Annotated in this window: 10 protein-coding genes; 8 read left to right on the forward strand and 2 right to left on the reverse strand. The window is 72.3% G+C overall.

Annotated elements, in window-relative coordinates; all coding sequences use genetic code 11:
• Positions 1-40 precede the first annotated feature (40 nt).
• On the reverse strand, positions 41-2,035 hold the full coding sequence (locus ACZ6Y1_RS03255) for a hypothetical protein (RefSeq protein WP_469621898.1): 1,995 nt from the start codon (positions 2,033-2,035) through the stop codon (positions 41-43).
• A 216-nt stretch (positions 2,036-2,251) separates the two neighbouring features.
• Here ACZ6Y1_RS03255 and ACZ6Y1_RS03260 point away from each other — a divergent pair, with 216 nt between their 5' ends.
• Genes ACZ6Y1_RS03260 through ACZ6Y1_RS03280 form a run of 5 tightly spaced genes read left to right on the forward strand, consistent with a single transcriptional unit; the run spans position 2,252 to position 8,154 of the window.
• Positions 2,252-3,598: an ABC transporter substrate-binding protein gene (locus ACZ6Y1_RS03260; protein ID WP_469621901.1), complete on the forward strand. Its 1,347-nt coding sequence runs from the start codon at positions 2,252-2,254 to the stop codon at positions 3,596-3,598.
• A complete protein-coding gene (locus ACZ6Y1_RS03265) occupies positions 3,595-4,527 on the forward strand; it encodes a carbohydrate ABC transporter permease (protein WP_469621903.1) in 933 nt (310 codons plus the stop codon). The genes ACZ6Y1_RS03260 and ACZ6Y1_RS03265 overlap by 4 nt, the downstream gene beginning before the upstream one ends.
• Positions 4,524-5,357, forward strand: a complete 834-nt coding sequence (locus tag ACZ6Y1_RS03270) for a carbohydrate ABC transporter permease (RefSeq protein ID WP_469621906.1) — start codon at positions 4,524-4,526, stop codon at positions 5,355-5,357. The genes ACZ6Y1_RS03265 and ACZ6Y1_RS03270 overlap by 4 nt, the downstream gene beginning before the upstream one ends.
• 2 nt (positions 5,358-5,359) lie before the next feature.
• Entirely contained in the window at positions 5,360-7,144 is a 1,785-nt protein-coding gene (locus tag ACZ6Y1_RS03275) for a glycoside hydrolase family 36 protein (RefSeq protein ID WP_469621909.1), read from the forward strand.
• A complete protein-coding gene (locus ACZ6Y1_RS03280) occupies positions 7,141-8,154 on the forward strand; it encodes a LacI family DNA-binding transcriptional regulator (RefSeq protein ID WP_469621912.1) in 1,014 nt (337 codons plus the stop codon). The genes ACZ6Y1_RS03275 and ACZ6Y1_RS03280 overlap by 4 nt, the downstream gene beginning before the upstream one ends.
• 26 nt (positions 8,155-8,180) lie before the next feature.
• On the opposite strand, the gene ACZ6Y1_RS03285 is transcribed toward ACZ6Y1_RS03280, so the two are convergent.
• On the reverse strand, positions 8,181-8,990 hold the full coding sequence (locus tag ACZ6Y1_RS03285) for a DeoR/GlpR family DNA-binding transcription regulator (protein WP_469621915.1): 810 nt from the start codon (positions 8,988-8,990) through the stop codon (positions 8,181-8,183).
• A gap of 124 nt (positions 8,991-9,114) precedes the next feature.
• Between ACZ6Y1_RS03285 and galT the strand changes: the two genes are divergently transcribed.
• The 3 genes from galT to ACZ6Y1_RS03300 all read left to right on the forward strand — a co-directional run bounded on the left by galT (position 9,115) and on the right by ACZ6Y1_RS03300 (position 12,920).
• The gene (galT, locus tag ACZ6Y1_RS03290) at positions 9,115-10,167 is read left to right on the forward strand and encodes a galactose-1-phosphate uridylyltransferase (protein ID WP_469621917.1); all 1,053 of its coding nucleotides are present in this window, start codon (positions 9,115-9,117) and stop codon (positions 10,165-10,167) included.
• On the forward strand, positions 10,164-11,378 hold the full coding sequence (gene galK / locus ACZ6Y1_RS03295) for a galactokinase (protein WP_469621918.1): 1,215 nt from the start codon (positions 10,164-10,166) through the stop codon (positions 11,376-11,378). Before galT ends, galK begins: the two co-directional genes overlap by 4 nt.
• 150 nt (positions 11,379-11,528) lie before the next feature.
• The gene (locus tag ACZ6Y1_RS03300) at positions 11,529-12,920 is read left to right on the forward strand and encodes an MFS transporter (RefSeq protein ID WP_469621920.1); all 1,392 of its coding nucleotides are present in this window, start codon (positions 11,529-11,531) and stop codon (positions 12,918-12,920) included.
• The last annotated feature ends 71 nt before the right edge of the window (positions 12,921-12,991 follow it).

The following is a 12,991-nucleotide window of genomic DNA, read 5'->3' on the forward strand; positions in this document are numbered from 1 at the left end:
CCGCGGGCCGGCCACGGCGATGGCCGGCCCGCGCCCGGTCTCAGCCCACCTGGACGGTGACGGTGCTGCCCGGGTACACCCGCTGCGTGACGTAGGTGTACGTCGCTCCGTCGACGACCTTGGTGCGGGCCGGGCGGGTCACCCCGTCGACCGTGACCGTGGAGTAGGTGCCGGGGAAGCGGGCCTCCCAGGTGTAGGCGGAGCTGCCGGAGGTGTGGCTGAGCGAGGATTTCGTCGCCCCGTCGTGACGCAGGGAGAAGACCGAGTCGCCTATCCGCAGGTCGTCGATGCCCAGCCAGGTCATGCCCGACGGCAGCCGGGACTGGGTGCTCAGGGCGTGCGCGGGCGCGTCGGGGACGACGCCCAGGAGCCCCTCGACGGTCTGTCCGAGCAGGGTGAAGGAGACCTCGGGGTAGTCCCCGTTGGTGCCCTGCTTGGTGTTGACGTGCTGGACGTCCTTGCGGTCGTAGACGTGCTTCATCCACTTCCAGGCGGTGTCGTTGCGGTTGTTGCGGAAGAAGGTGTCGGGCAGGTAGGTGAGTGCCTCGATGTTGGCGGGCCGGTCCGTGCCCGAGGCCTGCTGGTCGATGTAGTCGAGATAGGCCTCGCGGCGGGCGCCCGGTTCCACGATCTGCTTCATCGGCATGAACCAGCTGTTCTCCTTGCCCCAGCCGGTCAGCGCGCGTCCGTCCGTGGTGTAGCCGCGCACCATGTCAGCGCCGGAACCGGTGCCGCTCCAGGTCGTGTTGAAGTACGCCTTCAGGTCGCGGGCCTTGGCCTCGTACCGGCCCGCGAGCACGCAGTCGCCCTTGGCGCGGGCGAGCGAGGCCACCGCCAGGTACGCCTGGTACTGGGAGCCGATGGCGTCGCCGGCCTCGGCGAGCGGTTCGCCGCTCTGCTCGTTGTAGCTCGCGGTGCCCTGGAAGATGCCCTGGCCGGTGCCTTCGGCGACCTTGACCGCGCCGTTGTCCTTCAGCCCGTCGTGCAGGGTGACGAACTCGTCGGTGGCGTGCCGGTAGAAGTCCCACAGGACCGGGTCCTCGATGTAGGAGCGGTCCCCGCTCCAGCGGTACGCCTCCTCCGACTTCTGCACCAGCTCGAAGGTGGCGGGGACCTCGCGGACGAAGTTCGAGGGGCTCTTGTAGTCGATCGACAGGTACGTCGTGGTGTCGAAGTTGAGGGCCCAGGCCGGGTAGTACTTGTGCGCGGGCGTGGCGGACGCGGCGAAGGAGCGGAGCATCGCCTTGTTCTCCGCGTGCAGTCCGAGGACCCCCGCGCCGGTGAGCTGGTGGGCCGTGTCGCGCGAGTAATAGCCGCTGCGGTTGGCGTATCCGGCCCAGTAGGAGGCGCCGTAGGTGCCGGTGCCGCTGCCGCCGGTGCGGTTCTCGTCCACATTGAGCGGGCCCTGGGTGCCCGGCAGCTGGACCCAGCTGTTGGCCTTGCGCTTGGACCAGTCGAACATCTCGACGATCTTCGGGTCGGAGGAGCTGATCCGCGGGTCCGCGGGAGACGAGGGCGAGACCATCACGTCGTCGGCGTTGACCCAGGCGTCCCCCGACTCGAAGGCGATCTCGAGCTCGTCACCGGGGGCGAGGGTGATCCGGCCGAGGGTGTGACGGCGGTAGTTGGAGGCGCTCGGCAGGGTCTGCGCGGCGGCGACCGCGCCGTTGACCCGGGCGACGTACCGGCCGTTCGGGCCGCCCGTCGCGATCCAGGCGGATATGTCGTACGTCCCGCGGCCCGTGGCCGTCACGGTCTGGGACACCTTCATCCCGGGCCCGCCGTCGAGGTAGGCGAGCCGTGCCCCGCCGTGCGGATAGTTCGTGGCGACGCCGGTGCCGGCGGTGAACCGCCATCCCGTACCGCCCTGTTCGAATCCGGGGTCGGTGACGGCGAGCAGGGCGGGTGCGGCGGGCGCGGGCGGCCGGCCGGCCGCGCCGGGCGGCGCCGCCGCGGCCGGGCCGCCGAGGACGAGGGGGGTGAGCGGCGCGAGCAGGGCGAGGGCGGACAGCAGCGGCACACGGGAACGCGTCATCGGGTTCTCCCGGGGTGTGGTGGGGCGACCGGCCTGCACGGGGCAGGGCGCGCGGCACGCTAGCAACAGTGACAGATGGATTGCAATCATTCCTGCCGTCATTCTTTGCTGGATCGAACTGAAAGTTTTCGTTGTTGTATTGCAAGTGTCGTGCGCATCTGGCTACAGTCCGGCCATTCGGCTTCCGCAACGGTGCGAGCAGGGGTGGGTCAAGGCATGGAACTGGAACGTCGCAGAGTGCTACGGATGGGCGGCGCGCTCGCTGCGGGTGCCGGGCTCACCGGCCTGACGGCCTGCTCCGGGACGGGTGACACGGGCGCGACCGGCACCGCCGGGGCCAAGGACAAGGGGAAGATCTCCGTCTGGTCCTGGCAGGGTCCGGCCGCCGAAATGAAGGCGCTCGTGCCGGAGTTCAACAAGAGGTACCCGGACATCGAGGTGACGGTCGAGGACATCGGCAACCCCGCGATCTGGGACAAGATCACTACCGGGCTGGCGGCCGGCGGCCAAGGCCTCGCCGACGTCCTGCACATCGGCGTCGACTACCTTCCGGGCTACGTCGAGAAGTTCCCCGGCGGCCTCGCCGACCTCGGCCCGCTCGGCGCGAACGCCTACCGGGACGCCTTCGCCCAGGGCATGTGGCAGACCGTCTCCCCCGCCGGGGGGCGCGTCAACGCCCTGCCCTGGGAGGCGAATTCGGCGGGCTTCTACTACCGCGCCGACCTCTTCGAGAAGGCCGGTGTGGACGCGGCCGCCCTCCAGACCTGGGAAGAGACCATCGAGGCCGGCAAGGAGATCAAGCAGAAGACCGGCGCCCATCTGCTCGGCATCGACAAACCGGCTTCACAGGCCGACGCCGCCAACTTCTTCCAGATGCTCCTCCAATTGCAGGGCACCTTCTACTTCGACCTCGCCGGGAACATCACCCTCGACTCCCCCGAGGCCGTGAAGGCCATGACCCTCATCAAGACGATGAACGACGCCGGCCTCGTCAGCGATCTCGCGGGCGGCTGGAACACCCTGATGAGCTCCCTGAAGGAGGGGACCGCGGCCGTGCTGCCGATGCCCACCTGGTTCGGCGGCATCATCGAGGAACAGGTTCCCGGTGAGGCGGGCAAGTGGAAGGTCAGGCTTCCCCCGGCCGTCCGCCGGGGCGGGTCCACCGCGGCCACGGTCAACTCCACCCACCTCGCCGTCGCGGGCAGCAGCAAGCACCAGGCCGCCGCCTGGTCCTTCATCGAGTTCGTCCTTACCCGCCCCGCCTCCCAGGTGCGGATCTACCGGGGCAAGGGCATCGCCCCCGCGCTGATGAAGGCCTACGACGACGCCGTCTTCCACGAGCCCTCCGCCTTCTTCAGCGGGCAGAAGAAGGGCGAGGTCTTCCTGGAGGCACTCAAGGCACCCTCGCCCGCGTTCCAATACACCGCCGACTACGCCCGCGCCCTCAAGCTGGTCACCGACGCCCAGTCCAAGGTCCTGCTGGCGGGCGCCGACCCGGCGAAGGTGCTCAAGGAGGCCGCCGAGCAGCTGGGCCGGCAGACCGGGCGCAAGGTCTCCCGATGACCGCGACGCTCACCGGCCGAACCCCCCGCGCCGTCCCCGCCCCGGGGCCGGCCGGGGCGGCTCCCCGGCCCCGGCCGCGCCGGCGCGTCGCTCCGTACCTCTTCGTACTCCCCGCGCTGCTGCTCTTCGCCGCCTTCAAGATCTACCCCATCGGCCGGTCCTTCGTGATCAGCCTGCACAAGACCGTCGGCGGGACCGAGCGGTTCGTCGGCGCCGACAACTACACCCGGCTGCTGCACGATCCGCTGTTCTGGACCGCCCTGAAGAACACCGCGGTGATCCTCGCCGTCCAGGTGCCGGTGATGCTGGCCCTCGCGACCGGGATCGCCGTGGCCCTGAACTCCGGCCTGCTGCGCGGGCGCGCGGTCTTCCGGCTCGGCTTCTTCCTGCCGATGGTCACCGGTCTGGTCGCCTACGGCATCATGTTCTCCGTCCTGCTGAGCACGGACTACGGGCTGGTCAACTGGCTGCTCGGGCTCGTCGGCCTGGACGCCGTGCCGTGGCTGACCGACCCGCTGTGGGCGAAGGTCTCCCTCGGGCTGGCGCTGACCTGGCACTACACCGGGTACAACGCGGTGATCCTGCTCGCCCGCCTCCAGGCCGTCCCCGCCGAGCTCTACGACGCGGCGGCCGTCGACGGGGCGGGCGCCTGGGGCGCCTTCCGCCACGTCACCCTGCCGGGTCTGCGCCCGGCGCTGCTGCTCACCACGGTGCTCTCCACCATCGGCACCCTGCAGATCTTCGACGAGCCGTACGTGCTGACCGGCGGTGGCCCGGACAACGCCACGCTGACCATTGGCGTGTACCTCTACCAGAACGCCTTCAAGTACTTCGACTTCGGATACGCCTCCGCCATCGCCTACGCCCTCGCCGTCCTCATCGGCGTCCTCGGCGTGATCCAGTTCCGGCTCCTCGGGGAGAAGCCATGACCGCCGCCGCCCGGCACCGCGGCAGGAGCATCCTGCTGACCTCCGGACTGGCCGTCGCGCTCGCGGCCGTCCTGGTCCCCTTCTACTGGCTCGTCGTCGCCGCCACCCACAGCTCCCGGGAGATCTTCGACAGCCCTCCTCCGCTCCTGCCCGGCAGCCACCTGGCCGCCAACCTGCGCACGCTCCAGGACACCGCCTCCTTCGGCCGGGTGGTCCTCAACTCCGTGCTCATCGCCGCGGTCTACACCCTGTGCGCGGGCGCCGTCTGCACCCTGGCCGGGTACGGCTTCGCCAAGTTCCGCTTCCGCGGCCGCGAGGCCCTCTTCGGCCTGCTGATGCTCGGGCTCGTGGTCCCCGCGCAGGTCACCCTGGTACCCCTGTTCCAGATGATGGCCGAGCTGCGCTGGCTGAACACGTACCAGGCCGTGATCATGCCCAACCTGGCCCTGCCCTTCGGCATCTTCCTGATGCGCCAGTCGATGGCCGCGCTCCCCGACGAGCTCCTCGACTCCGGGCGCATGGACGGCTGCGGCGAACTGCGCCTGTTCTGGAGGGTGGTGGTCCCGCCGATGAAACCCGCCCTCGCCGCCCTGGCCATCTTCCTCTTCCTGTACCAGTGGAACGACTTCGTCTGGCCGCTGATCGTCCTGCGCGACAGCGCCTCGTTCACCGTGCCGGTGGCCCTGGCCTCGCTGCAGGGCCTCGACGAGACCGACTACGGCGCGATCCTCGCCGGAACCGCGGCCGCCGCGATCCCCATGGCCCTCGTATTCCTGGCGCTGCAGCGTCAGTTCGTGTCCGGCCTGCTCGCCGGCGCCGTGAAGGAGTGACCGTGCACACCACCAGCGCCCCGGCGCAGGTCCCCGAACCCGTGACCACCGCGGGGCTGGCGCCCGCCCGCTTCGAGCCACTGCTCGACGGGGTGTCGATCTCCGTCCTCGCCCACGCCCGCGGCGTCGAACCCGTCTGGTCCCTGGGCCGACCCGCCGGCGGAGTGCGCATGCTGGAGGTGCGGGCCGACGGCGCGCCCGTCGAGGTCCGCTTCTCCGTGCCGCTCGGCGACGCCGCCGGGTACTGGCATCCCCAGGGCGGCTGGCGGCGCACCCTGCTCGCCGACTGGGAGGGCCGCTCCCGGGTCTCGCTCGTCGACGGGCACGCCGCCGGATGCCTGTACGACCACTCGGGGGCCACCCTGCTCGCCTTCGCCGCGGCCGACCCGGTCCCCGAGGCGACGCTGCGCTTCGGCGTCTCCGAGGAGAACGACACCCACGTCGTCCACCTCCGCCTGCCCGCCTCGCGGGACCCGCACAGGATCCTGCTGGTGCCTCGCTCGCCGTCCGTGTCCGGGGCCTTGCGGGCCGTGCGGAACTGGTTCGCCACCGCACTCGCCCCCATGCCGGTGCCCGACGCGGCGCGCACCCCCGTCTACTCCACCTGGTACGCCTTCAACCAGGACGTCAGCGCGGCCGCCGTCGAGACCCAGGCCGAGCTGGCCGCGGCCCTCGGCTGCGGCGCGCTGATCCTCGACGACGGCTGGCAGGAACTGGGCCACGGGCGCGGCTACGCCGGCTGCGGGGACTGGCTGCCCGACCGGGCCAAGTTCCCGGACCTGGCCGGGCACGTGGCCCGGGTCCGGGCGCGGGGTCTGTCCTACCTGGCCTGGGTGGCGCCCCTGCTGCTCGGACCCGGAGCGGCCTGCCACGCCCGGTGGGCGGCCTGCGCGCCGGCCCCCGCCACGGTGCCCGGCGCGTACGTGCTCGACCCGAGGCGCCCCGAGGTCCGCGCGCACGTCGTCGGGGTCTGCGTGCGGCTGGTAGGGGAGTACGGGCTCGACGGGCTCAAGCTCGACTTCCTCGACCAGGCCATGGTGTACGCGGGCGACGGCACGGGGGACGTCGGACAGGCGATGGTGGTCCTGCTGACGGAGCTGCGGGCGGCACTGGAAGCCGTACGGCCGGACCTGCTGCTGGAGCTGCGGCAGCCCTACACCGGTCCCGGCACGGCCCCGTTCGGGAACATGCTGCGCTCCTTCGACTGCCCGGCGGACGCGACCGCGAACCGGGTGCGCACCGTGGACACGGCGCTGCTCGCCGTCGGGGGTGCCGTCCACTCGGACATGCTCCTGTGGTCCCGGGAGGCGCCCGTGGCGGCGGTGGCCCGGCAGCTGATCGGGGCCCTGCACGCGGTGCCGCAGATCTCCGTACGACTGGATCGCGTCCCAGCGGGGCACCTGGAGACGATCGCCTTCTGGCTGCGGCAGTGGCGGCAGCTGCGCGGGCTGCTGCTGGACGGGGAGGTGGAGCCGGGACGCCCCGACGAGCTGTACCCCCTGGTGCGGGCGAGCGCCGGGGAGGAGTGCCTGATCAGCGTGCACGGCGATCGGGTCGTCCCGCTGGACTTCGCCGCGCACCGGCGCTTCCACCTGGTCAACGGCTCGGACCGGGACCGGGTGATGGTCGAGGTGCGGGGCGGCGGGGGCCGCATCCGGGGCACGGTCCACGGACCCGACGGCCGTATGATGGACGGTCCGCCGCCGTTCCTGCCGGAGGGGGCGCACTCGCTGGCGGTGCCGCGCGGAGGTCTCGCGGCGCTCACGATCACGGAAGGACCGCGATGAAGGTCGGTATCACCGAGGTCGCAGCCCTCGCCCAGGTCAGCGAGGCGACCGTCAGCCGGGTGATCAACCGACGCCAGGGCGTGTCGAAGAAGACCCGGGACGCCGTCGAGCAGGCCATGTCGGAGCTGGGGTACGAGCGGCAGACTCAGGGCCAACTGGTCGCGGTGATCACCGAGTTCGTGTCCAACCCGTTCTTCGCGGACGTCGCCGAGCGGATCGAGTCGGCCCTGGCCCCGCACGGGCTCAAGACGATCCTGTGCCCCGCCTTCCCCGGTGGGGTACAGGAGCGGGACTTCATCTCCGCGCTCGTCGACAAGGGCGTCGCGGCCGTCGTCTTCCTGTCCGCGTCCAACACGGTGGAGGGCTCCGACACCGACACGTACGAACTGCTGCGCCAGCGCCGGGTCCCGTACGTCGGGATCAACGGCGAGTTCGCGGACGGCGTGCCCGTGCCGGTCTTCTCCACGGACGACGCGCTCGCCGCCGAGCTGGCCGTCGACCACCTGCACCGGCTGGGCCACCGCCGGGTCGGGATGGTCTCGGGGCCGGCCGGCAACCAGCCGGCCGACCGCCGGGTCCGGGGCTTCCTGGAGGCGATGGCCAAGCGGGGGATCGACGACCCGGAGCGCTGGGTGGTCCGGCAGTCCTACACGGTGGAGGGCGGCCAGGCCTCGGTCGGCCCGCTGCTCGCGCTGGGCGCCACCGCGATCGTCGCGGCCAGCGACTACATGGCCCTCGGCGCGATCCGGGGCGTCCGCCGCCAGGGTCTCTCGGTGCCGGGGGACGTGTCGGTCGTGGGTTACGACGGTTCGGCGGTCACGGAGTTCACCGATCCGCCCCTGACCACGGTGCGGCAGCCGGCCGACCGGCTGGCCCTCGAAGTGGGACGCAGCGTGCTGGCGCTGGTCAGCAACCGGGACGTGCCGAACGGGGAGCTGCTGTTCGACCCCGAACTCGTCATCCGGGCCACGACCGGTCCGGCGCCCGCGGAGACCGGTTCCGGGGCCTGAGGCCGACCGGTCCCGGCCACGCGGGTTCAGCGCTCCTCGCCGGCGACGACGAGTTCGCCCACCGCGTCCGCGAGGACGGCCCGGGCGGGGGCGGGCATCGCGGCGTCGGTGACGAACCAGTCGGCGCGGTCCAGGGCCGCGAATCCGCTGAGTCCGACCACGCCCCACTTGCTGTGGTCGGCCACGACGGCGACCCGCCGGGCCGCGGCGACGAGCGCCCGGTTGGTCTGCGCCTCCATGAGGTTCGGGGTGGTCAGCCCCGCCTCCTCGGCCACCCCGTGGGCGCCGAGGACGAGCAGGTCCACGTGCAGGGAACCGATCACCAGGTCGGCGAGCGGACCGACCAGGGCGGCCGAGGGGGTGGGCGCGCCGCCGGTGAGCAGCAGCGTGGGGGCTCCGCCGCCCGGTTCCCCGTCCGCGGCCCGTACCAGCTCGGCGACCGGGAGCGAGTTGGTGACGATCGTGAGCCGCGGGACGCGGAGCAGCCGGGCGGCGACCGCGTGCGCGGTGGTGCCGCCCGAGACCGCGACCACGCTGCCCGGTTCCACCAGGGCCGCGGCGGCTTCCGCGATGGCCGCCTTCGCGGCACCCTCCAGATCGGACTTGGCGTCGAATCCGGGCTCGTGGCCGCTGGCCCCGCCCGCGGCGACGGCCCCTCCGTACACCTTCTCCACGGCGCCGGACCGGGCCAGGGCGTCGAGGTCCCGGCGGATCGTCATGTCCGAGACGCCGAGCCGCCCGACGAGGTCCGCCACGCGCACCGCTCCGTCGCGCCGGACGGCGTCCAGGATGAGCGCGCGCCGCTGGTGGGCCAGTTGGGCTGCCTGTTCGGCCACGATCGCTCCCCCGGTGTCGGCCCGTGTTCGGAAGGCAGCAAGATAACACGGCGGGCTGTTGAACTATGGCTGACTTCAAGCATCTTGCTGGTGCCTGCTGTTCGGTTCTGTTTATTCTTGAGGGGTGAAGAAAACACTCGCGAAGCTCGCGGACGGCCGCGAACTGATCTACTTCGACACCGACCGGAGCGCCGTCCGCGAGGCGCCCGACCTGCGCCCGCTGGAGCCCGTGGAGAGCCGGCCCGAGCTGCGGCAGGACGAGGCGACCGGCGATTGGATCACGATCGCCTCCCACCGGCAGGGCCGCACCTACCACCCGCCCGCCGGGGAGTGCCCGCTGTGCCCCTCCCGGGACGGCCGGCTCGGCGAGATCCCGGCCGCCGACTACGAGGTGGCCGTCTTCGAGAACCGCTTCCCCTCCCTCGCGGGCCCGGTCGGACGCTGCGAGGTCGTGTGCTTCACCCCGGACCACGACGCCCGGTTCGCCGACCTCACCCCGGCCGCCGCCCGCCTGGTCCTGGACGCGTGGACGGACCGCACCGCGGAGCTCTCCGCCCTCCCGGGAGTGGAGCAGGTGTACTGCTTCGAGAACCGGGGGGCCGAGATCGGGGTGACGCTCAGCCACCCGCACGGCCAGATCTACGCCTTCCCGTTCGTCACGCCCCGTACGGCCAAGATGACCGCCGCGGCGGCCGCGCACCGGGCCGCCACCGGGCGCAACCTCTTCGAGGACCTGGTGGCACGGGCCCGCGCCGCCACCGAGCGCGTGGTGACGGCCGGGGAGCACTGGACCGCGTTCGTGCCGTACGCCGCCCGGTGGCCGTACGAGGTGCACCTCCACCCGCACCGCCGGGTCCCCGACCTGACCCGCCTCAACGAGGCCGAGCGGGCCGAGTTCCCCGGCATCTACCTGGACCTGCTGCGCCGCTTCGACCGGCTCTTCGCCGTGGCCGGACAGCCGCAGGAGGCGTCGGCTCCCACCCCGTACGTCTCCGCCTGGCACCAGGCGCCCCGTACCGGCGGCGGGGAACTGGCCCTGCACCTGGAGCTGTTCACCATCCGGCGGACCGCCGACAAGCTCAAGTTCCTCGCCGGCACGGAGTCCGGTACGGAAGCCTTCATCAACGACGTCGCCCCCGAGGCGGCTGCGCGGCGGCTGCGGGAGGCCCTGGCGTGAACCGGACGGACCAGTGGGACGACGCCGGCCGGGCGCGGCGCGTCGCGGACGAGTTCCGGCGGCTCTTCGGCCATGCCCCGGACGGGGTCTGGGCGGCGCCGGGCCGGGTCAACCTGATCGGCGAACACACCGACTACAACGACGGGTTCGCCCTCCCCATGGCGCTGCCCCAGAGCACCCTGCTCGCCGTTCGCCGCCGTACGGACGGTGTGCTGCGGCTGCACAGCGCGCAGGGCGACGGCCGGATCACCGCACTCGACGTGGCCGCGCTGGCCCCGGGCGCCGTGACCGGCTGGGCCGCCTATCCGGCCGGAGTGGTGTGGGCGCTCGCCGAGGCGGGGCACCCGGTCACGGGCGCGGACCTGCACTTCGACAGCACGGTGCCCACCGGGGCCGGCCTGTCCTCCTCGGCCGCGCTGGAGTGCGCGGTCGCCCTCGCCTGCGACGAACTGCTCGGACTGGGCCTCTCCGGTGCCGGTCTGGCCCGCATCGCCCAGCGCGCGGAGAACGCCTTCGTCGGCGTGCCATGCGGGATCATGGACCAGATGGCGTCCATGTGCGGCGCCGCCGGATCCGCCCTGCACCTCGACGCCCGCAGCCCGGAGCGGCACCGGCACGTACCGTTCGACCTGCGGGGCCAGGGGCTGCGACTGCTGGTGATCGACACCCGGGTCGCCCACGACCTCGGTGACGGCGCCTACGCGGCCCTGCGCAAGGGGTGCGAGAGGGCGGCCGCCCTGCTCGGCCTGCCCGCCCTGCGCGATCTGCCCGACGCGGACCTCCCGCGTGCGCTGGAGGGGCTGCCCGGGGAACTCGCCCCGCTGGTCCGGCACGTGGTGACGGAGAACGCCCGGGTCACCGAGGCCGTGTCCCGTCTGCGTGAGGGGGACGCGGTGGCGCTCGGCCCGATCCTCACCGCCGGCCACGCCTCGCTCCGCGACGACTACCGGGTCTCCTGCCCGGAGACCGACCTCGCGGTGGCGGCCGCACTGGACGCGGGCGCGCTGGGCGCGCGGATGACGGGCGGCGGATTCGGCGGTTCCGTCATCGCCCTGGTGCGGGCGGGTCGGGAGGACGCCGTGGGCGACCACGTCACGGCCGCCTTCGCCGAAGCCGGCCACCGCCGCCCGCACCTCCTCACCGCGACTCCCTCGGCGGGCGCCCGTCGTGTCACCCTGCCGGCGGAGGGGGCTCGCTCCGCGCTTTCTTAGCGGCACGTTAGATCTCGCTGCCGGACCTTGTCCGGCCGCGGCGGCGGACGCATGCTCTGGGAACTTCCCCAGCACGGGGGGCTGGGGAAGTTCCACGTCTCGCGTTCCTCGTCCCGCACCGGGGACCGGGGACCTCCGTCTGGAGCCGCCATGTCCTCGTCCGCCGCCCTGCCCGGACCATCCTCCGCCGACGAGCGCGGGAGGCGCCGCCTCGCCCTGATCGGCGGCTCGCTCGGCAACCTCGTCGAGTGGTACGACTGGTTCGTCTACGCCAGCTTCGCGATCTACTTCGCCGACTCCTTCTTCCCCGGCGACAACCCGACCACGCAGCTGATGAACACGGCGGGGATCTTCGCGGTCGGCTTCCTGATGCGTCCCGTCGGCGGCTGGATCCTCGGACGCGCCGCCGACCGGCACGGCCGCAAGAGCGCCCTCACGCTCACCGTGACCATGATGTCGGTGGCCGCCCTGCTGATCGCCGTGGCACCGACCTACGGCCAGGCGGGCTACTTCGGCGCCCTGGTCCTGCTGCTGGCGCGGCTGCTCCAGGGCATGAGCATCGGCGGCGAGTACGCGGCCAGCGCCACCTACCTCACCGAGGCGTCGGCCCGGAACCGCCGCGGCCTGGGATCGTCGTTCCAGTACGTGTCGATGACCTGCGGCCAGCTGCTCGGCCTGGGCATCCTGATCACGCTCCAGCACACGCTCAGCACGGCCCAGTTGACCGACTGGGGCTGGCGCGTCCCCTTCCTCCTCGGCGCCGTGTTCGCCGTGGTCGTCTTCTGGCTGCGACGGCGGCTCCAGGAGACCGACGCGTTCAAGGAGCAGTCGGCGGACGGAGACGCCCACGAGGACGGCACGCGCGGCACCCTGAAGGCCCTGTGGGAGCACCGGCGCCAGGCGGGCCTGGTCATGGCGCTCACCCTCGGCGGCACCGTGGCCTACTACACGTACACCACGTACCTCACGAAGTACCTGGTCGGCAGCGCGGGGATGGCCAAGACGACCGCCACGCTGGTGAGTTTCACCGCGCTGACCCTGTTCGCCGTACTGCAGCCGTTCGCCGGGATGCTGTCGGACCGGATCGGCCGCCGCCCCCTGCTGATCACCTTCGCGGTGGGCTGCACCGTCGGCACGTACCCGATCATGACCGCCCTCGGGTCCGCCTCCTCGTACTGGTCCGCACTGGGCCTGTCCCTGCTCGCCCTGGTCATCGTCACCGGCTACACCTCGATCAACGCGGCCGTGAAGGCCGAACTGTTCCCGACCCGGGTGCGGGCCCTGGGCGTGGCGCTTCCGTACGCGATCGCCAACGCGCTCTTCGGCGGCACCGCGGAGTACGTGGCGCTGTGGTTCAAGAACAGCGGCCGCGAGACGATGTTCTTCTGGTACGTCTCCGGGTGCGCCCTGGTCTCCCTCGTGACGTACGTCCTCATGCCGGACACCCGCAACGCGGCGCTCAGCCGCTCCGAGGCCGAAGCCGGCGCCGAAGGCGCTGCCGGTCCCCGGCCGGCCGCGGCGCCCGCCGATGCCGTGCACTGACGCGCCCCGGTAGCCTGTCCGACGTCACACGTCACACGTCGCAGGTCACCGGCTGTCGGTCACGAGGAGGC

Source organism: Streptomyces sp. NPDC053432 (genome assembly GCF_055585365.1).

Coding starts and splice junctions, on each gene's coding strand:
- ACZ6Y1_RS03255 (WP_469621898.1), bottom strand. CDS start 2,035: ATGACGCGTTCCCGTGTGCCGCTGCTGTCCGCCCTCGCCCTGCTCGCG.
- ACZ6Y1_RS03260 (WP_469621901.1), top strand. CDS start 2,252: ATGGAACTGGAACGTCGCAGAGTGCTACGGATGGGCGGCGCGCTCGCT.
- ACZ6Y1_RS03265 (WP_469621903.1), top strand. CDS start 3,595: ATGACCGCGACGCTCACCGGCCGAACCCCCCGCGCCGTCCCCGCCCCG.
- ACZ6Y1_RS03270 (WP_469621906.1), top strand. CDS start 4,524: ATGACCGCCGCCGCCCGGCACCGCGGCAGGAGCATCCTGCTGACCTCC.
- ACZ6Y1_RS03280 (WP_469621912.1), top strand. CDS start 7,141: ATGAAGGTCGGTATCACCGAGGTCGCAGCCCTCGCCCAGGTCAGCGAG.
- ACZ6Y1_RS03300 (WP_469621920.1), top strand. CDS start 11,529: ATGTCCTCGTCCGCCGCCCTGCCCGGACCATCCTCCGCCGACGAGCGC.